Annotated in this window: 20 protein-coding genes; 9 read left to right on the top strand and 11 right to left on the bottom strand. The window is 55.9% G+C overall.

What is annotated here, in order from left to right; all coding sequences use genetic code 11:
- Window positions 1-2: 2 nt before the first annotated feature.
- The 3 genes from L9H78_RS09665 to serS are packed head-to-tail and all read right to left on the bottom strand — an operon-like array spanning window position 3 to window position 2,979.
- The gene (locus L9H78_RS09665; protein WP_249620789.1) at window positions 3-836 is read right to left on the bottom strand and encodes an HAD family hydrolase; all 834 of its coding nucleotides are present in this window, start codon (window positions 834-836) and stop codon (window positions 3-5) included.
- Between the two features lie 17 nt (window positions 837-853).
- Window positions 854-1,732 carry a lysophospholipid acyltransferase family protein gene (locus L9H78_RS09670; RefSeq protein WP_249617818.1) on the bottom strand — a complete coding sequence of 293 codons (879 nt, stop codon included), beginning with the start codon at window positions 1,730-1,732 and terminating at the stop codon, window positions 854-856.
- A complete protein-coding gene (gene serS, locus L9H78_RS09675; protein WP_024272848.1) occupies window positions 1,729-2,979 on the bottom strand; it encodes a serine--tRNA ligase in 1,251 nt (416 codons plus the stop codon). The genes L9H78_RS09670 and serS overlap by 4 nt, the downstream gene beginning before the upstream one ends.
- Window positions 2,980-3,023: 44 nt before the next feature.
- Here serS and L9H78_RS09680 point away from each other — a divergent pair, with 44 nt between their 5' ends.
- On the top strand, window positions 3,024-4,046 hold the full coding sequence (locus tag L9H78_RS09680; RefSeq protein WP_024272847.1) for a septum formation family protein: 1,023 nt from the start codon (window positions 3,024-3,026) through the stop codon (window positions 4,044-4,046).
- Window positions 4,047-4,113: 67 nt separating this feature from the next.
- Window positions 4,114-4,461 carry a metallopeptidase family protein gene (locus L9H78_RS09685; RefSeq protein WP_023018787.1) on the top strand — a complete coding sequence of 116 codons (348 nt, stop codon included), beginning with the start codon at window positions 4,114-4,116 and terminating at the stop codon, window positions 4,459-4,461.
- A 46-nt stretch (window positions 4,462-4,507) separates the two neighbouring features.
- Here L9H78_RS09685 and L9H78_RS09690 read toward each other — a convergent pair whose 3' ends face one another.
- Both L9H78_RS09690 and pheA read right to left on the bottom strand, forming a co-directional pair.
- Window positions 4,508-5,161, bottom strand: coding sequence for a histidine phosphatase family protein (locus tag L9H78_RS09690; RefSeq protein WP_249617819.1), 654 nt, complete (start codon window positions 5,159-5,161; stop codon window positions 4,508-4,510).
- Between the two features lie 38 nt (window positions 5,162-5,199).
- A complete protein-coding gene (pheA, locus tag L9H78_RS09695; RefSeq protein WP_249617820.1) occupies window positions 5,200-6,120 on the bottom strand; it encodes a prephenate dehydratase in 921 nt (306 codons plus the stop codon).
- A gap of 114 nt (window positions 6,121-6,234) precedes the next feature.
- Between pheA and L9H78_RS09700 the strand changes: the two genes are divergently transcribed.
- From L9H78_RS09700 to L9H78_RS09715, 4 genes are all read left to right on the top strand, one after another.
- On the top strand, window positions 6,235-6,480 hold the full coding sequence (locus tag L9H78_RS09700) for a ribbon-helix-helix domain-containing protein (protein WP_018121569.1): 246 nt from the start codon (window positions 6,235-6,237) through the stop codon (window positions 6,478-6,480).
- The gene (locus tag L9H78_RS09705; protein ID WP_249617821.1) at window positions 6,477-6,731 is read left to right on the top strand and encodes a toxin; all 255 of its coding nucleotides are present in this window, start codon (window positions 6,477-6,479) and stop codon (window positions 6,729-6,731) included. Before L9H78_RS09700 ends, L9H78_RS09705 begins: the two co-directional genes overlap by 4 nt.
- A complete protein-coding gene (locus L9H78_RS09710; RefSeq protein WP_249619955.1) occupies window positions 6,732-7,847 on the top strand; it encodes an amidase family protein in 1,116 nt (371 codons plus the stop codon).
- Between the two features lie 630 nt (window positions 7,848-8,477).
- Window positions 8,478-9,743 carry an LCP family protein gene (locus L9H78_RS09715; RefSeq protein WP_430622753.1) on the top strand — a complete coding sequence of 422 codons (1,266 nt, stop codon included), beginning with the start codon at window positions 8,478-8,480 and terminating at the stop codon, window positions 9,741-9,743.
- Window positions 9,744-9,790: 47 nt separating this feature from the next.
- On the opposite strand, the gene L9H78_RS09720 is transcribed toward L9H78_RS09715, so the two are convergent.
- From L9H78_RS09720 to msrA, 4 genes are all read right to left on the bottom strand, one after another.
- Entirely contained in the window at window positions 9,791-10,879 is a 1,089-nt protein-coding gene (locus L9H78_RS09720) for an alkene reductase (protein WP_249619956.1), read from the bottom strand.
- A 119-nt stretch (window positions 10,880-10,998) separates the two neighbouring features.
- Window positions 10,999-11,919, bottom strand: a complete 921-nt coding sequence (locus tag L9H78_RS09725; protein ID WP_249619957.1) for a DUF5926 family protein — start codon at window positions 11,917-11,919, stop codon at window positions 10,999-11,001.
- Window positions 11,920-11,929: 10 nt separating this feature from the next.
- The gene (locus L9H78_RS09730) at window positions 11,930-12,667 is read right to left on the bottom strand and encodes a glycerophosphodiester phosphodiesterase family protein (protein ID WP_249619958.1); all 738 of its coding nucleotides are present in this window, start codon (window positions 12,665-12,667) and stop codon (window positions 11,930-11,932) included.
- Window positions 12,668-12,712: 45 nt separating this feature from the next.
- A complete protein-coding gene (gene msrA, locus L9H78_RS09735; protein ID WP_430622735.1) occupies window positions 12,713-13,375 on the bottom strand; it encodes a peptide-methionine (S)-S-oxide reductase MsrA in 663 nt (220 codons plus the stop codon).
- A 202-nt stretch (window positions 13,376-13,577) separates the two neighbouring features.
- Between msrA and L9H78_RS09740 the strand changes: the two genes are divergently transcribed.
- Window positions 13,578-14,180, top strand: coding sequence for a superoxide dismutase (locus L9H78_RS09740; protein ID WP_249619959.1), 603 nt, complete (start codon window positions 13,578-13,580; stop codon window positions 14,178-14,180).
- Between the two features lie 127 nt (window positions 14,181-14,307).
- Here L9H78_RS09740 and L9H78_RS09745 read toward each other — a convergent pair whose 3' ends face one another.
- A complete protein-coding gene (locus L9H78_RS09745; RefSeq protein ID WP_249619960.1) occupies window positions 14,308-14,709 on the bottom strand; it encodes a hypothetical protein in 402 nt (133 codons plus the stop codon).
- 166 nt (window positions 14,710-14,875) lie between these two features.
- Window positions 14,876-15,391 carry an IS3 family transposase gene (locus L9H78_RS09750; protein WP_249619961.1) on the bottom strand — a complete coding sequence of 172 codons (516 nt, stop codon included), beginning with the start codon at window positions 15,389-15,391 and terminating at the stop codon, window positions 14,876-14,878.
- An 810-nt stretch (window positions 15,392-16,201) separates the two neighbouring features.
- Here L9H78_RS09750 and L9H78_RS09755 point away from each other — a divergent pair.
- Entirely contained in the window at window positions 16,202-17,572 is a 1,371-nt protein-coding gene (locus L9H78_RS09755; RefSeq protein ID WP_249619962.1) for an FtsX-like permease family protein, read from the top strand.
- A gap of 10 nt (window positions 17,573-17,582) precedes the next feature.
- Window positions 17,583-18,323, top strand: a complete 741-nt coding sequence (locus tag L9H78_RS09760) for an ABC transporter ATP-binding protein (protein WP_249619963.1) — start codon at window positions 17,583-17,585, stop codon at window positions 18,321-18,323.
- The last annotated feature ends 78 nt before the right edge of the window (window positions 18,324-18,401 follow it).

An 18,401-nucleotide genomic window follows, 5' to 3' on the forward strand; every position in this document is an offset into this window, starting at 1 on the left:
TTCTACAGCCACCGTTCTATGATCTGGGCTATCCCGGCATCGTCATTAGACCCAGTTACCATATCAGCTGCCTGGCGCACCGCCGGGTGCGCATTTTCTACTGCTACCCCACGCCCGGCCCAGCGCAGCATCTCAATGTCATTTGGCATATCGCCGAAGGCGATGACTTCCGCAGCCGCCACTCCCAAGTGGTTGGCAAGGAATTCCAGGCCAGCGGCCTTGTTTACCCCCGGTGCCGCGACTTCCAGCAATCCCGCGTCAATCGAATACGTAACGTGAGCGCGTCGGCTATCAATATGTTCAGCCAACAGCTCATACATCTGGTTCGCGGACATCGCCGGATTGCGCAATAAAAACTTCACGGCGGGCTTGTGCCAGACTTGTTCTGTCGGTTTAGAAATAAATTGCGAATCGGCCCAAGTGTGTGCGTAATTATCCGCGGCCACAAACAGCTCGGTTGGGTCTTGCCGTACGGAATAGCCTGCGTATTCTGCAGCGATACTTACCCCGCCGTAGGGGGCAAAAATTTCTTGCGCAGTGTGATAGACCTCTTCCATCAGTTCCGGCGAGATCTCTGCGGCGGTGAGCACCTCGTCGGCAGCACAGTCGTAAATCACCGCTCCATTGGAAGTGACGCACACTGGCCGGGCCGCTATTTGCTCTAATACCGGCTGCAACCAGCGGAAAGGGCGCCCAGTCGCTAAAGCAAAATGCATCCCCTGCGCGGTTGCTTTGTGTATAGCGTCGCGTACCCGCGGCGGCACACGATCGGCCGAATTAATGAAGGTACCGTCAATATCGCTGACGATTAGTCGCGGGGCGGGCCCGATGGCCATTGCATCATCTGCCTGGCTCACTTGCGGTCTTTCTTTTCCGCCTTTGCTGCCTTCGCAGCTTTTTTACGTGCGCGTTCGGCACGCGCGGCAGCATCAATTTCAGCGGCTTGTTCCAGGGTTGGAGCGCTCCCGCCCAAAGAAGCCGGCATCCACGGTAAGCCAGGTTCGAATGGCCCATGACGCTCGGCGTATTTTTCCCGGGTGGTTTCTAGTAGCTTTTCCATCGCTTTTTTCAGCGCTGCAGTATCTTCTTCTACGGAACCGCTGAGTTCGATGGGCTTGCCGACGGCTACCCGCACCGGCGCATTGGCACGCCAGAGGTTTTTGGGCAGGTCTTTGGTCCAGATGCGCTGCGATCCCCAAATAATCACCGGAAGCAACGGCGCATCTGCTTCATCTGCGATGCGCACTGCACCGGTTTTCAGATCTTTGATTTCAAATGCGCGTGAGATCGTAGCCTCTGGGAAAATGCCGACCAATTTCCCTTCCCGCAATTTCTGCACCGCTGCATCCTTGGATGCAGCACCTTTTCCTGCAGAACGGTCCACGCTGATGTGGCCCATCATTCGCAGCACAGTACCGACAATCGGCGTATCAAAAATCGCCTTTTTCGCCATCATGCGCACGATGCGACGCCCCCGCAGGTACGCAGGATATCCGCCCAGGATGAAGTCGTAATAGCCAGTGTGGTTGATCGCCAGAAGCGCGCCACCATCAGCAGGGATATTTTCGGCACCGTCCACGGTCACTTCGATGCCCTGCAGAAACATCAGCCAGCGAGCCAGCGGCACCACCGGGGTGCCGTAGGGAATTTCGCGGGCTTCAGATGAGTGCTTTTTCAGCTTCGGCAGGTTTTCCGGCACGCGTAGCCCGGCACGGCTGCGGTATTCGGTCACTCCAAAATCTCCTTGCCGACGAATGGGCGTAGGGCTTCTGGGACCACCACGGTGCCGTCGGCCTGCTGGTGATTTTCCAGGATCGCAACCAGCCAACGAGTGGTGGCTAGCGTGCCGTTGAGCGTCGCAGCAGTCTGGGTTTTGCCCTGTTCATCGCGGTAACGCGTCGACAAGCGTCGGGCTTGGAAGGTAGTGCAGTTCGAGGTGGAAGTCAGCTCACGGAAAGTCTGCTGAGATGGCACCCAGGCCTCGTTGTCGAATTTGCGTGCTGCGGAGCTGCCCAAATCGCCCCCGGCAACGTCGATGGTGCGGTATGGAACCTCGATGGCGGCAAGCATGTCTTTTTCCAGGTTCAGCAAAGCCTGATGTTCCGCTGCTGCGTCTTCCGGCTTGCAGTAGCTGAACATCTCTACCTTGTCGAACTGGTGCACACGCAAAATACCGCGGGTGTCTTTACCGTGCGAACCGGCTTCCCGACGGAAGCACGAAGACCAGCCAGCATAGCGGATTGGGCCGTCGGCAAGATCGATGATCTCGTCTTTGTGGTAGCCCGCCAGCGCCACCTCCGAGGTACCGACCAGATACATGTCATCGCGTTCCAGGTAATAAATTTCGTCGGAGTGTTCACCCAAAAAGCCCGTGCCAGACATGATCTCTGGGCGCACCAAAACCGGAGGCACCATCAGCTGGAATCCGGCTTCGCGCGCTTTTTGCGCAGCGAGCATCATCATGCCCAGTTGCAAGAAAGCACCATCACCGGTGAGGTAATAAAAACGTGCGCCACCGACCTTCGAACCGCGAGTCATGTCGATAAGCCCGAGCTTTTCCCCAAGCTCCAGGTGGTCTTTCGGCTCGAAATCGAAGCTAGGGATTTCGCCAACGCGCTCGATCTCGATGAAGTTTTCTTCACCGCCCGCCGGTGCGCCCTCCACGATGTTCGACAAACGGTACTGGATGGCGGCTACTTCATCCTCAGCGGCCTTTTGCTCTTCCTGCGCCTGCTTGACCTTTAGTTTCAGCTCGGAAGATCCCTCGAGCAGCGCTGGGCGTTCTTCTGCGGAAGCCTGACCGATCTTTTTACCAAAAGCCTTTTGTTCCGCGCGCAGATCATCTGCGGTGGCAATAGCGCGACGGCGCTTTTCGTCTGCAGCCAGCAACTCGTCGACAAGCTGCGGGTCCTCGCCGCGGGTGCGCTGCGACTGTCGGACAAGGTCAGGGTTTTCGCGCAAAAGCTTCAGATCAATCACGCCTCCAGAGTCTAGCGTGAAACGACAAGGTAAACTAGCTGCCGATGAGTACTCAGTCACCATGGCGATCAGCAGCAGCAGTGCGCACGGCACTGGTGACTGCCCTTGCCAGCGCAACGGCATTAACCGGCTATGGGCTGTTTTCGGATTCCGGTTCCAGCAGCACTGGCCAGGCAAACGACACCACCGTCAACGCCAGCCCTGCAACCGAATCGACGCAGAAACCAAAGCCAAAGGTGGCATCGTTCACCACCGCTGATGCTGGCGCCTGTCTGAGCTGGGATATTACCCCGGAAGGTAAAATCACCAATTTCGAACAAGCCGACTGCGCGGAAGAACACCGTTTTGAAGTCTCCGCGCGCGAGGATTTGAGTGCTTATCCTACTGCCGAGTTCGGCCCGGAAGCGGGGGTTCCCGGCACCGCACGCCAAGCCCAGCTACGCGAAGAACTCTGCCGCGCACCCACCCTGCGCTACTTAGATGGTCGTTTTGACCCGACCGGCAAATATTCCATCGCCCCTATCCTCCCGCCGGCTCCTGCCTGGGAGAATGGCGATCGCACCATGCTGTGCGGCCTGCAAACCACAGATGCGCGCGGTGTGCCGCAGCTGACCACCGGCAAGGTTTCGGAGCGCGATCAAGCCCGGGTTTATAGCGCACAGTCCTGCCTACGCATCGAGGAATCACAAACCCTGACCGAGGTCGCCTGCGGCGAACCGCACCACATGGAGGTCACCTCAACGGTCAATTTGCGGGAGAATTTCCCGGATGGTTACCCAGCCGGCGAAGCCCAAGATGAATTTCTTGCCGACGTCTGCACCCGCGCGGGCGAGGATTACCTGGGTGGCGAGGAAAACCTGTACCAGTCCACGCTGCAACCATACTGGGGCGCGATTAGCGAGGATTCCTGGCGTAATGGTTCCTATTCGGTGAATTGCACGCTGGTGCACGCCCGTGATGGCGGCGGTTTTTCCACCATTGAAGGCACAGCACGCGAAGGCCGCGGGGCGTTGACTATCGATGGCGGCCCACCAGAGGAACGTCCAGAGCGTAATCCACGGCGCTAACAACTGCGGTGACAGCGGAAATCATCCCGCTTCCGGCAACGGTGCAAAGGTACAAAGGTGATGGGCAATGGTTGAAATTAGCGACGAGGATTTCGAGGAGCTAGTGCTTGATGCGCTGGATAAAATCCCGGATGACTTCGCGTATCGCCTGCGCAATGTGGCCATTTTGATTGAGGATTTTCACCCGGAAAACCCCGAGATTTTAGGCCTGTATGAGGGCGTGTCCTTGGTGGAGCGCACCCACCACCACACGGGGTTTTTACCGGACGCGATTTTTGTGTACCGCGAAGCCCTGAAGCGTTATTGCAGCAGTATCCAGCAGCTTGCCGACGAAGTCGAGGTGACTGTGTTTCATGAGGTCGGGCATTATTTCGGTATGGACGAAGAGCAGCTGCATGCCGCTGGTTTTGGCTAAAACTTCCGCACCGCCCAGCTCTTTCGGCTGCCGTAAGCAGCACGGCTCAGGTATGCAGCACCCCCAGATCATAATCGCCCCAGCGGTCGAGCTTCCACTGCCCAAACTCCCGCCCTGCCGGGTCCAGCACGATGTAACGGCAGTTCGGCAGATACCATTCGAATGCTTGCTTCGGGTCCAGGCCCGTGAGGTAGCGCGCCACGACTCTGATAACGGTGCCGTGACTGGCAATGACCGTGGTGTTATCGCTGGCTGCGGCTTGTTCCATCACTGGTAAATAGCGCGCCAAGATCTCTGGATAGGTTTCGCCGCCCGGGGTCGCTGCCTGTTCATCGCCTTCCAGCCAGCGCAGCAAGCACTGGTGATATTCCGCGATTTTCCCCATGTCTTGGCTCATTTCGTAGTCACCAGCGAAGACCTCATACAACCCCGGGGTCACCTGTACCGGGATGGTGTAGGGTTCTAGCCCACGGAATTGCTCGAAGGCACGGGCAGCGATCTCCGAGGTTTGCTGTGTACGGATCGCCATCGACGACCACCACTGCGGGATCTCTCCCAAAGCACGGGCGAATTCCTCACCGACAGCGTGGGCTTGCCGACGCCCCAACTCGCTGAGTTCTGCTCCCGGCGGGCGGGTATCCAGGTAGCCGTGGATATTGGAGTGCGTTTGCCCGTGGCGGAGCAAAATAATTTTTCCCATGCTTAAACCCCCTGCTTATGAGTTGCCGTGCCTGTGAATTACTGTGCCTTGGGCCAGGAACCGAGGAATTGTACTTTCTCGCACCGCTGCTCCAGGGCGGCGACTGCCGCGGCCACCGGTGCATCGTCGATATGGCCATGCATATCGATATGAAAGCGGTAAGTTCCTAGTCCGGTGCGCGTCGGCCGGGATTCAATGCGGGACAAATCTACCCCGTGGCCAGCAATTTCTTGCAACACGCCAGCCAGTGCGCCGGGTTCGTTGTGCACGTGAAAAATGATTCCGGTGCGATCGTTGCCCGTGCGGGGTGCAACGCTTCGCTGCAAGGCGGTGGTGTCCGCAGCAGCCCCAGCGTCCACAGGATCCGTGGAAACCGCAGTAAGTGCAATAAAACGAGTCTGGGCACCGGAAACATCAGCCACCCCTTGTGCTAGTCGCGCGAGCCCATGCAGATCCGCAGCATTATCCGGGGCGGCAGCGGCGTCAACGTGGCCTTGTGCGACCATGCGTGCTGCTTCCCCGTTGGATGAGGCCGGGATGAACTCGGCATTCGGCAGGTGGTTTTCCACCCAGGTGCGGATTTGCTGATACGCCACCGGGTGCGTCGCAATGCTGGTAATCGCGTGCGGCTTTGCCGCGATTTCCTCGGTACCAGTCAGGATGCTGAATTGGATATCCAGTGTGGCCTCGGCGAAAATCTGCAATCCGGGGTTTTCCACCAATGCATCGTGCGTGGCAGTCACTGCGCCTTCGACGGAGCTTTCTGCGGCTACGACGGCATAGTCGGCCTCGCCTGTGCTGACGCGTCGTAAAGCCTCACCCGGCGAAGCCACCGGAACAGCGGTAACACCAGCCTCTCCATCGTGTCCCGCACCAGCAAACGCCCCGGCGCGCTGTAGCTTGTGCAGTGCAGCCTCGGTGAAAGTTCCGGCGGGTCCCAGGTATGCCACGGTGCTCATGCCCGCTAGATTACCCTGCCACTTCACATCGTTCTGAGATTTCACATTGTTGTGCGATTGAAAAGCACGGAAGCAAATAGTGCCTTGAGGATATTTTCGTTATACGATATAGTCATGCCCGTTAAAGCAACAGAACATCAAATTGATGCCTGGGTTTCTGAAGCCGAGGCCGGTTATGACGTGGAAGCACTAAAAAAACGTGGTCGCGGCCGACCAGGTCGAGGTGCTCAACCCTCCCAAGTAATCGCCGTTCGATTAACCGCCGAAGAACTAAAAATGTTAGACCAACTCGCTGCAGAAAAGCACTTATCACGCTCAGAACTCATGCGACAAGCGATTACTTCAATGACAGCTGCATGAGAGTTACAAAATCAGCTTCTAAACATGGCATCAGCATAGAAGATGGAATTCAAGCAGCGACATGGCCTGCATGGGTCGAACCGCTTGATGACGACAACGAACAATGGCGCGAGCTCAGACTAGGGTTTGATACCCATGCTCGACTACTCGAAACTGTCGTGATTGTTGCTTCTGATGGCGATGAGCTCCTTATTCATGTCATGAAGGCACGACCAAAATATGCCCAGCTCCTGGACCTGAAGGGGCTTTAATTGCAAAGGTTGCCTCGCCACCTCCCTAACCCCGAGCGGCTAGCGGGTTGGTCGATTCCGGCAAAGGATCTTTACGACGTCGCCGGGCTTCCCACCACCTTGGGCAATATCGCCCGCAGTTATATTGCCCAGCGCACCGAGCCGTTTCTAGCTCATCTGCAAGCCCAGGGCGCACATATAGGGTCGAAAACCGCATCTTCTGAGCTCGGCTTACGCATTGATTGCGAGCCGGTAGGCCTGCCCGCCCCGACGAATCCCTTGTGGCCGGGCGCGACCGCGGGTGGCTCGTCCGGAGGTGCTGCCGAACAGGTCGCACTCGGTACTGTGCGCGCCGCGCATGCCTCGGACGGCGGTGGTTCGATCCGCGTTCCGGCTGCGGCCTGCGGGCTTGTCGGTTTCAAACCCACCACTCCGCGGCCACCGGGAATGCCGAACGGGTCGTTGGCGGTGCAGGGGTTTGTCACGACCACGGTGGCCGATTCCGCTTTCTTGCACGCTCTCAATCCCAGCGTTTCTCGTGTGCGCGTCGGCCTGTTGACGGACCCAATTTTGACGGACGCCGAGGTTGCCGACCCCATGTTGCAGGCCACAGAGCTAGCCGCCGAAGCGCTTGATTCCGCGGGCCACCAGATTATCCCGATCACTGCGTTTCCCGGTGAGCGTACCCTAGACGCCTTCCGCACGATTTTTAGCTCCGCGCTCGCCACCGCGCTTGCCGACGACACATTAGCACCAGGCTCAGGCACCGTCGGCTACCCGCACTGGGTGGTGGAGCTAGGGCGTCGGCAAGCACCAACGGATGTGCAGGCAGCGAAAAAACACGCCTTCGCACTGAATGGTCTGCTGCATTCTTTTTGGAACGTTGATGTGGTGTTATCGCCCACGCTCACCCACGATCCACCGCCGGTGGGGCATTTTGCCGCGATGGAGCACGACCGTTGTTTTGCCGCGCAAACCCGCTGGTCGCCATGGTGTTCGGTATTTAATATGACGGGAAGGCCCGCCATCTCGATTCCAGTGGCTTTGCCTGGACGCCCACCAGTGGGGATTCATTTAGGGTCAATCACGCTTGCCGACGACGAATTGTTGGGGCTCGCGCTCGATCTGCATGCGTGATTGCTTGCTAAAGGACACTAAGCGGGCACTGCACGAGCAAGGGTAGGTAAAATATCTGCCATGACAGATCGCGGAGAACGGCCAGCTGGACGGCACGGGGCATCCCACGGGCCTGCAGAAGGTGAAGTTGTCCTGGGGCGCGACGGTAAACCGCTGCTGGATCGCTATGGTCGGCCGGTACGACGGCGTCCGCAGCCAGCGCCCGATCGTGTACGGCAAAGCGGCCGTCGTTCCGCTGGTGGCGGGCGGCATGCCAAGCCCGAAGCCCCGCAAGAACCTTCGCGTGCCCCTCGTGCTGCACGTCCGCCGCGTTCCGAACGGTCTGAGCGGCCTGAACGTTCCGAGCGTTCTGCACATTCTGCGCGCTCTGAACACCCTGCGCGCCCGGCGCGCACCAACCGGCAAGATTCGCGGGCGAACCGCCCGCCGATTGACCGGGAAAAGCTGCGCCGTGAACGCGCTATTTATGATGCGCAACGGGCTAATTCTGCTCGGCAGAGCGCAAATCACGATGCTGGGCATGGTGCACGTTCGGTCTCCGGGCACAAACACCCGGGTGCTCGCCCGGGCAACCGCGAGCAACTGCACCAGGCGCGCAACCAACAGCGGATCCCTTCGGAACCGACCCGCATGGACTTGGGCGGACCAGTAGCGGGCGGTGTTACTGGTGCCGCGGCAGGATACGCACAGGGCCGCACTGCAGGGCAGGACCGTCACGGTGAAGTGCCGCCTCGTTCCGCACAGCAATTTCCACAGCAGCCAGGGCAGCAATCTCCGTATCAGCAGCCACCACAGCAACGGCCGCCACAAAATTATGTGGGGCAACCGTATGCCCAACAGCCTGGACAGTACTATCCACACCCCGGTGGCGGATATGGGCAGCCGGGCCAGCAGTACCAGCAAGCCTACGCCGATGTACGCAATCCACACCCTGGCGCGGGCGGCGGCCGTGGTTTCGGAAAGTTTAGTGCGGCCGGGTTGCGCTCGAAGCTGCGCCGCCCGAAATTCGGCTGCGTGGGGTGTCTGGGCTGGCCATTAGCTGTGCTCGTGGTGTTACTGCTGGTCATTGCTTTTTGGGCGGATACCCAGCTCACTCGCGTGGCTTCGGAGCCTGAGGCACCTATCGGATCCACCAAAGGCACGAACTGGTTGCTGGTTGGTTCGGATTCACGCGTGGGCTTAAGCGAGGAAGATATCGCACGCCTGGGTACCGGCGGTGATATTGGAACGGGCCGTACCGACGCGATCATGCTGTTGCACCTGGAAGGCACCAGCGCACAACTAATTTCCATCCCTCGCGACAGTTACGTCGACGTGCCTGGTTTTGGGCAAGACAAAATCAACGCGGCGTTTACTTATGGCGGACCGCAGCTATTGACGCACACCGTGGAGGCCAACACCGGAGTCAGCATTGATCACTACGCCGAAGTGGGCATGGGCGGTTTGGCCAATATTGTCGACGCTATCGGCGGAGTGGAATTGTGCCCATCCGAACCGATCGATGATCCGCTGGCGAATCTCAATGTTGGTGCAGGATGCCAAGAAATGGATGGTGCCAACGCACTGGGCTATGTGCGTACCCGCGCCACTGCGATGGGAGATTTGGATCGTGTAGAACGGCAGCGCGAGTTTTTCTCTGCGCTGATGCACGAGGCCACCAACCCGTCGACGCTGCTCAACCCTTTTGACGTATTCCCGATGATCAGCTCGGTATCGAAGTCATTTACCGTCGGCGAAAGCGATCACGTATGGCACCTGGCCCGCCTGGCATTGTCGATGGGTACCGGGGTGGAAACCAAGACGGTACCGGTCGGTGGTTTTGCTGATACCGACGTCGGAAACGTGGTGCTATGGGACGAGATTGAGGCAGAAAACCTCTGGAACTCACTGCGCTAACCCCCTGCTCGGTGCAGGGGCGCATTCATCGGTTACAGAGCTAGTGGTTAATCCGCGATAGTCTCGTAGTCTGTATAGCCACGTTCGCCGCCCATATAGAACGTGGCTTGATCTGGTTCGTTCAACGCCAAATCTTCGTGCCACCGCCGCACCAAGTCTGGGTTAGCAATGAACTGTCGCCCGATTACGGCAGCATCTACGTAGTCTAATTCCAGCTCACGCTGGGCATCTTCCTTTGTTGTAACGGTGCCAAAACCATCATTCATCAGTACCTTGGTCACACCGTTAGCGCGCGCTTTGTTCGCTAAGGTCGACATCAGCTCGCCTTCCGGCTCCGCGTGCAGGAAGGAGACATAAGCCAGGTTTAGTGGCGTGATGGCATCTATGAGTCCGCCATATGTAGCCACCATGTCTGCTTCGTCTTCTTCGATGACTCCTTGCACGTTGTGCCCTGGGGAAAAGCGCACTCCAACGCGGTCGGCACCGATTTCATCAACAACCGCGCGGATGACCATTTCAGGCAATCGCCATCGGTTTTCGGGGCTACCACCGAATTCATCGTCACGCTGGTTGGCTGATGGTGCCAAAAACTCATGCAACAGGTATCCATTGGCGTTGTGAATCTCCACGCCATCGACTCCGGCGTCTACGGCGCGACGTGCAGCAGCACGGAATTCTTCGACGATGCGTGGGATTTCTTTGGTCTCCAGTGCACGTGGCACCGGCGCGTCCATCTTGCCGGAAAACCCACGGACTTCTCCGCCCCAATCCAGTGCACTGGGTGCTTCTGCTTGGGCTCCATCGATGAGATCCGGGTGGCTTGTGCGGCCACCGTGCATGAGCTGCATGAAAATGATACCGCCGATGTCGTGCACTTCGTTGGCTACCTCGCGCCAACCGGCCGCCTGTTCATCATCTGCGATGCCTGCTTGGCCCGGAAACGCGCGATTTGTCCATGCGGGGAAGGTACCCTCTGTGACTACGAGGCCTGCGCTCGCACGCTGAGAATAGTACCGAACATGCATATCGCTCGGCACCCCGCTATGGCCTGCGCGCTGACGCGTCAGCGCAGCCATGGTCATGCGGTTTTTCAATCTGAAGCGGCCAAGTTCCAGAGTCGTAAATAATGATGTCATATCAACTACAACAATCTTTGGCGCGTCTTTGTTCCACGCACTTCCGGCAGGACGCTAAGCCGCAGATCACTGCGGCCGCGGCCCACTACTTTGAGGTTGCAGCCAGCTGCCCCGCGGCACTAGCGGATGGTGACCTGCCGCGATTTAATGTTTTGCAGCTGCTTGCGCTCGTCGGCAGAAAGCTGCGCGTCGTTGGAGATTTCTTCTTCCAAAGCCTGGTTCACGCGCTCTAGCTGCTCGCGGTAGGAATCCGCGGCTGGCTCCGGGGTGACATCAAAAACTGGGGCAATCACGCCATGCGTACGGAACACACCGGCGAATTTGGTGTCTTCACCAACGTGCAGGTCACCGCGAGCGGCCACGCGTGCCAGGGCGTTCAGGAAATCATTTTCGTTGTCCACCGGGCGTACCCAGCGGATATGTGCCTTGCCGCTACCGGTATCCGACCACCACAAAGCACCCGGCGCGTCGGCATCGATCGCGTGGGTTTCAATGACGGAATCGTTGGCCATCTGCATCGACTGCGCAACCTGCTCCGGCATGGGCGCGCCTTCTGGCATCCACCAGGAAAAGTCCTGCTCTAACTGGATATCCAGCGTGGTGTCGTGCGGCAGCAGTTCCGTGAGTTCCGGCTGGTTGCCGTCGGCCGCCGTGGACACCAGCGATTCGCCCGCCGAATGCTCCTTGACCCAGTTCAGGGCGTAGGCCAGGTCGTGGTGCGGGTTCGTGCCGTGGGCTTGCACCTGCAGGGCGACGAAGGCATCGCCGCCGTACTGTTCATCGCGGATCATCGCAGCGGATGCTCCTGGCAAAACGCTGCACAACCACACGGTACGGTCAATGCCAGCGATATCGACTTTCGCGTAGCCAGACGGCACGAACTCCTGCAATGCGATCAGTTCGGCCTCGCACGCAAACCCACAGAATGGACGTGGGTCTTTTTCCAGCTTGGCACGTTCTGCGGCGCGAGCTGCAAGTTTTGCTTGCCGACGCGACATTCCCTCTGGGAGGTCTTCTTTGTTCTTTTTCTTCTTCGCCATGCACGCCAGTTTACTGGTCGCCTATCACCTCGAGCGCAACCTCCGGCCAATTCGTCGCCAAGATGTTCACCCCGTTATCTCTAGCCCAGCGCATGTCATCCGGATCATCCACGGTCCACATGTACGTCCGACGGTCCCCCACACCAATCGCAGCCGGGTTGGCTTTGCCGTGGTCCAGAGAAAGCCCCAGCGCATGCGGGCGCGAAAGCATCAAATCACGGCTATTCCATCGGCGCTCCCAGCCGCGGCGCAAATAAATCCGATCCACCTGCGGCACGAGACTCGCGAGCCTGCGCAGCGAGGCATGCGAGAAAGAAATAATGTGCACACGTGGGTCTGCGACCATCCCGGTGCGATGCAGCGCCCGTGCGAGAGCCTTTTCTAGCGCTGCCCCGTGGCGCATCAGTGGTTTGGTTTCAATATAAAGATGGTGTGGATTATCACCCGGGGCGCCGAGCATGCGCAGCAAATCGTCGACAAGCATGAGTTGCTGCGGCGCATCCTCGGTACCGATATTTAGCCGCTGCAGCTCGGGCCAGGTCATGCGCGCAACCATCCCAGTGCCATTGCTGGTGCGATCGACGCTGGGATCGTGAATCACCACTGCTTGCCCATCACGGCTGACCCGAATATCGCATTCCACACCGTGAATGGGCAGTTGCAGCGCCTGCGCAAACGCTTCGGGTGAATTTTCCGGGTACTTGCCGGAATACCCGCGGTGGGCGACGATGTTACAGCCGGTCAACATAGTGTTCGCGAACTCCCAGGGAAAACGAAGACACAGCGAGCAAGCCTAAATGCTGCAGGCAATACCCGTGCCGTGGTGCGGGCAGTAGCCTTGCGGGTTTTTCTCCAGGTACTGCTGGTGTTCGTCCTCAGCCAAGTAGTATTCGCCCGCCGGGGTTTCGGCCAGAGTGGCGATCTCCGTGGTGACTTCACCGTAGCCGTTGGCCTGCAATTTCTTGCCGTAGGCGTCGACAAGCTTGTCGACGGTCTGCTTTTCTTCCGCCGCGTTCGGGCCTTCGGTATAAAACGCCGAGCGATACTGCGTGCCCACGTCGTTACCTTGGCGGTAGCCCTGGGTTGGATCATGCGCTTCCAGGCCGACGCGCACCAGATCCTCCAAGGACACACGCGACGGGTCATAAACCACGCGCACAACCTCCACATGATTGGTACGCCCCGTGCACACCTCCCGGTACGTCGGATTCGGAGTTACGCCACCGGCATAACCAGCCGAGGTAGAAAGCACGCCATCCAGGTTCCAGTAGAGCTTTTCGACGCCCCAGAAACAGCCCAACCCCACGATCAAGCTGGCCTGGCCGTCTTCCCAAATGCCGGTAATGGGCGTACCCAACACGGCGTGCGGGCGGGGGTTTTCTAGGACCGGGTGCTTTCCGCCATGCAGGGCGTCTTCTTCAGCGACGAGTTCTGGGTTCTTTCCAAACATCCACATGCCGATATTCTACGCGGGCCAAGCTCGCGGAAAGCTGTGGAAATAATACCGAGCGCATGTCAGCTGGCGCCCGGATGTCATGTCAGCCGACGCACGGAAGAAGATGTGCACGAGCGGTCAGGGATTTATGTCATAAAAATGTTGCAATATTCTTATACGTGCCTATTATGGGCGATGTACCCAACGAAAGGATTTAGCGATAATGGCTGTTTACGAACTCCCAGAACTCGATTACGACTACAACGCTCTGGAACCACACATCTCCGGTGAAATCATGGAGCTGCACCACTCCAAGCACCACAACACTTACGTTCAGGGTGCTAACGCAGCTTTGGATGCCCTGGAAGAAGAGCGCAACGGCGAAGCTAACCCAGACCGCATCCGTGCACTGTCCAAGAACTTGGCTTTCAACCTGGGTGGCCACACCAACCACTCCATCTTCTGGAAGAACCTGAGCCCTAACGGTGGCGGCGAGCCAACCGGTGAGCTGGCAGAAGCCATTGACCGCGACTTTGGCTCCTTCGAGAAGTTCAAGGCGCACTTCTCCGCAGCAGCACTCGGCCTGCAGGGTTCCGGCTGGGCCGTTTTAGGTTATGACCACATCGCTGGCCGCCTGCTCGTTGAGCAGCTGACCGATCAGCAGGGCAACACCTCCGTGAACTTCACCCCACTGCTGATGCTGGATATGTGGGAGCACGCTTTCTACCTGCAGTACAAGAACGTTAAGCCTGATTACGTCAAGGCAGTCTGGAACGTCTTCAACTGGGACGACGTTGCAGAGCGTTTCGCCGCAGCGAAGAAGTAAACCTTCCGCCGCAGCATCGCTGTGGCTTGCAGGAACGCCGTGCCCGCGCACTTTACGTGCCGGACACGGCGTTTTTCATGGCGGTTTTTATCTTCGGTGGTTTTATCTCGCGGGCAACCGTTCTGGCTTAGCGAATTCTCCCGGAAGCCAGAAGAAGAATAAACCCCAGCCATAGTAATCCGGTGGCTGCGGTTATTACCCATAAGAGCTCGCTAAATAGCGGTTCCCAAAAACCACCGGCGCGAAACAGCTGGGTAATAACAGCAGCAACTGCAATAACAATTCCTGTGGTAATTATCCATGCGCCGATTTTTCCTATCGCAGATGAACGATACCGCGCTCGCTTGTGGCTCCAGAGCGCAATGTTTGTCCCGATAAGCACAACCGCGATAGTGGTGGCCAGAAGAAATAATGCACCAACAAGAAACGGAAAACCGTCATTAGCGCCAGCAATGATGCTAATAAATACATAGAGTGTGACGGCCCCGAGGACCGAAAAAATTGTGATGCTTTCCAGGGGTTTCAGCATATCTATTCCACTCCTAACCGTATAAGAACGTCGCAGCTCTCAGCTTCTAATTTGTTGTGTGTTGTTAATACGACGATTGCTCTGAAGTGTACTAGGTTTTGTTCCTAGGCATTTGCCTTATTTTTTTATTATTTCTCAGGCCGGTTGATGGCTCCAAAACTCTGATTCAATCTCCGTTGGTGTGCGGTAGCCAGGGCTCTGATGAAGCCTTGCGTCGTTCCACCAATTCACCCAGTCGAAGGTCGCATCGCACCTGCCAGGACCCAACCGACAATCCACCGGAGAACGCATCGGTGGCAAACGCAGTGTAGACAAAACCTTTCTTCGTGTGCACGTAAGTAATATCGGCGACCCACAGCTCATTCGGTGCTTCGGCATTGAATTCGCGTTGCACTAAATCCGGGCGCGTATCCACCGTCTTTGACCTACGAGTGGTCACCGGTGACCGGCCTTTGCCTTTGCCAGAAACACCAGCCAAACGCATCAGTCTGGCGGTGTGCTCACGACCGATATTAATTCCTTCACGACGTAGAGCATGCCACATTTTCCGCACACCGCAAGCACCGTAGTTAGCTTGATGAAAAGCACTAATGCGCTCATTCAGCACCGCGTCACGAAGGCGACGAGCACTTAAGTCCTCGGGCCTTGGACTGGCGATAACCACGCGAGGTAATAAAGCCACCTTCGCGATTGTTCTTCAACGTCGTGCATATGAACTCGACTGAGAAACGATTCCGGTATTCATCGATGAACCGAATCATAACTAAGGTTTCGGGGCTACTGCCTGAAACGCGGGGTGCATCGACATATTTTCCGCCAAGATGCGATCTTCCACGAGACAGACCACGCGGTCCTTCGCATCCTGGTCAAATTCTTTTCGGCATGTTCCAGATTTTCCCATCCACTCAAACGGAACAAAACCTGGGACACTTCAACTCAGGCGGAACAGGACCTGGGCAATCCCAGCCCTATCCGGGGGGGTATATACCTCAATAATGATCGTATCTATTACCTGAATAACTATTGAGCATGACTATAATTTAGGCCACAAGAACAAGTTAATGGCGAATTCAGGAAGGAGGTGGAGAAAATGATTCAGGAACTTAATCTGGAGGTTGAAACAGTGCAGCTGGCAGACCAAGATGACCACTGGCATTTTGTTACTTGTGGAGTCATCCTTGGTTCTGGTGATTACCGCAGTTGAGACTATTGCCTATGTTTTTGGCGTCATTATTTAACTTACTGGAATTCTTATAGCTGAGTAGCGTTGCGTTTATCTTATATACATTCGGAATCTGTGTTAATTTTCTTCCGTTTTACAATTCAGACGGTTACAAAACGTTATTGTGCATGCTGGGAATAAAAGAAAAAGCCGAAGGAGTGAGTGGAACGCTAAAAGGCGTACGCCTGGCTAGCGTCCTATTTATTCTGATTTATATTATCTATACATTATATGCGATAGTAAAATTTTATGAATGAGCGAGAGTAGCGTATGCATAAAGAAATTCGAGACCTTAAACCGGTTTCTATGGCGGTTCTACTGTTAACTCTAGTATCTTCGTGGATGCTTTCTCTTTCCCTTGGCGTTATAGTCGTTGGCGCTCAGGCTTCTGAAGCGGAATCGGGTGAACAGTTCGCGGCTATGGGAGGTCTTCAAATAGCCCTAACATGTTTGGCGGTGCTGATGTGCCTTCCGTCTGTTGTCAAAGTAGCTATTCGACGAGATTCTCGGCGCATAGCACTTTGGCAGGTTATCGGTGCCTCTCCTCACAAAGCGAGGTTGAGATACATAGGAATAGCTACTATTAGTTCCTTAGCAGGATCTCTGATGGGAAGTGTTCTAGCATTCTTATCGTGGCCAGCTCTCGGGCGCATGATTGACCACACAGGGTTCCTAGTACTGCCTGCGCTATCAGAGCCTTTGACTGTGTGGGCTTGGACTTTTGGGCCGGGGATAGCTTTTGTTGTGTTGTTCTTAGCATTGATTTTGGGAACACGACAGCTGAAAAAGGTAGAGCCGGTAGAGGCCGTGATGGACATGCCTGAGCAAGCGCCTTCTCGAAGCATTGTCAGACTAATAATCTCAGGCCTCATCATAACAGGAATCATTATTGGGTATATAGGTATTGCATCAACTCCACCAATTGATGACATGGAGCGTCTCAGCGGATTACTCTCCTCTTATTGGGGTGCAGGGCTTGGATTGTTGCTCGCCTATGGCTTGTCAGACCGAGTGGTGGTGAAGCCAGTTGTTACCTTGATAGGTCGACTATTGCCACTGAACGGGCTGGACAGCTGGGTACTTGCCAGAACATCGGCTCGTCGACGAGCCACGTTGTCCACCTCTGTTGTTACCCCATTGGTTGTGGCAGCGGCGTCGGTTGGCTGTATCTTCGGCATGATTAACCAAACTGAGAACATTATGTTTGTCTCGGGTGCAAACGAATCAGACCTTCAGGTCAGTCCAACAAGCCAAATCATCCTGATCTTTGGTGCGCCCGTCATTATCGCCGCTTTTTCTGGTGTGATTGCCGTGTCTCTCACGAATGAGTGGAGACGACATGACGTTGCCTTGCTGCAAACCTTGGGCGCAACTGCAGCTTCAATTCGGTGGTCTTCTGTATTTGAATGCATAATTTATTTCTTATCGGCTGCTGTAATTTCCTCGATTATTCTAGGATTTAATGCTTTGGCCATCGGTGTCGCATTTGGACAAGGTCCGGTTCCAGACGCAAGCCCCGTATGGATTGGAAACGAAACCTATTTCCTGCTTATTGCCGGGTTTTCGCTACTTGCAGTATCTATTGTGATTCCAACATTTAAGGAATCCAGAAAGCTCAATATTACCGCAATCTCGCATTAAGGAAAATAAAATGACTAATATTATCGAGACACAAGAACTAAAAAAATCATTTTTGATCAATAAAAAAGAAAAAGAACAAGTCATTAAGGGGATCAACTTTTCTGTGATTGAGAACGAGTTTATCTCAATCGTTGGCCCTTCTGGATCGGGAAAATCAACGTTTCTTTACTGCATTTCTGGACTCATGCAAGCTGACTCTGGGCACAGTGTTTTGTGTGGAGTTGATTTGGTGACTGCCTCCAAAAAGCAGCGGAGCGATATTCGTCGTAAAAACGCAAGCTTCGTTTTTCAAGATTATAATTTGGTAGATTCCATGACAGCCCTGGAAAACGTCCAGCTGGGCTTACGATTCGTATCTAAAAAAATAGCGAAAAAAGAGCTGAATAACCTTTTTGAAAAGTTTGGGTTAGCCGAACGGAAGAACTATTATCCTGCCCAACTTTCTGGTGGCCAACGCCAACGAGTGGCGATTATCAGAGCCTTAGCCACGAAGCCTCGAGTGTTGTTCGCCGATGAGCCGACGGGTGCGTTGGACTCTCGGTCTGGGAGCTTAGTCATGAACGAACTTGCAGAGCTCAGCCGACAAGGCGCTGCTGTGGTCATGGTGACGCATGATTTAGATGTGGCAGCACAGGCACAGCGTGCCGTTGTCTTGTCGGATGGAAGGTTGATAAAGAACCTTGAGAACCCAACAAGGCAAGAGCTGTTCCAAGCACTTGATGCGAATAACGGAAATGAGGAGAAGTTATAGTTTGCATTTCATGAAGAGGATAGGTGCATTTGGGTTTTGTATGCGGGGTATGCAAAGGGACTATTGGGAATGAAGTGC

Source organism: Corynebacterium pseudodiphtheriticum, from assembly GCF_023509295.1.
GTDB lineage: Bacteria > Actinomycetota > Actinomycetes > Mycobacteriales > Mycobacteriaceae > Corynebacterium > Corynebacterium pseudodiphtheriticum.

Excerpts from the sequence above, each read along its gene's own strand:
- L9H78_RS09665 (WP_249620789.1), bottom strand. The coding sequence starts at position 836 with ATGGCCATCGGGCCCGCCCCGCGACTAATCGTCAGCGATATTGACGGT.
- L9H78_RS09680 (WP_024272847.1), top strand. The coding sequence starts at position 3,024 with ATGAGTACTCAGTCACCATGGCGATCAGCAGCAGCAGTGCGCACGGCA.
- L9H78_RS09685 (WP_023018787.1), top strand. The coding sequence starts at position 4,114 with ATGGTTGAAATTAGCGACGAGGATTTCGAGGAGCTAGTGCTTGATGCG.
- L9H78_RS09690 (WP_249617819.1), bottom strand. The coding sequence starts at position 5,161 with ATGGGAAAAATTATTTTGCTCCGCCACGGGCAAACGCACTCCAATATC.
- pheA (WP_249617820.1), bottom strand. The coding sequence starts at position 6,120 with ATGAGCACCGTGGCATACCTGGGACCCGCCGGAACTTTCACCGAGGCT.
- L9H78_RS09700 (WP_018121569.1), top strand. The coding sequence starts at position 6,235 with ATGCCCGTTAAAGCAACAGAACATCAAATTGATGCCTGGGTTTCTGAA.
- L9H78_RS09705 (WP_249617821.1), top strand. The coding sequence starts at position 6,477 with ATGAGAGTTACAAAATCAGCTTCTAAACATGGCATCAGCATAGAAGAT.
- L9H78_RS09715 (WP_430622753.1), top strand. The coding sequence starts at position 8,478 with ATGGACTTGGGCGGACCAGTAGCGGGCGGTGTTACTGGTGCCGCGGCA.
- L9H78_RS09720 (WP_249619956.1), bottom strand. The coding sequence starts at position 10,879 with ATGACATCATTATTTACGACTCTGGAACTTGGCCGCTTCAGATTGAAA.
- L9H78_RS09725 (WP_249619957.1), bottom strand. The coding sequence starts at position 11,919 with ATGGCGAAGAAGAAAAAGAACAAAGAAGACCTCCCAGAGGGAATGTCG.
- L9H78_RS09730 (WP_249619958.1), bottom strand. The coding sequence starts at position 12,667 with ATGTTGACCGGCTGTAACATCGTCGCCCACCGCGGGTATTCCGGCAAG.
- msrA (WP_430622735.1), bottom strand. The coding sequence starts at position 13,375 with ATGTGGATGTTTGGAAAGAACCCAGAACTCGTCGCTGAAGAAGACGCC.
- L9H78_RS09740 (WP_249619959.1), top strand. The coding sequence starts at position 13,578 with ATGGCTGTTTACGAACTCCCAGAACTCGATTACGACTACAACGCTCTG.
- L9H78_RS09745 (WP_249619960.1), bottom strand. The coding sequence starts at position 14,709 with ATGCTGAAACCCCTGGAAAGCATCACAATTTTTTCGGTCCTCGGGGCC.
- L9H78_RS09755 (WP_249619962.1), top strand. The coding sequence starts at position 16,202 with ATGCATAAAGAAATTCGAGACCTTAAACCGGTTTCTATGGCGGTTCTA.
- L9H78_RS09760 (WP_249619963.1), top strand. The coding sequence starts at position 17,583 with ATGACTAATATTATCGAGACACAAGAACTAAAAAAATCATTTTTGATC.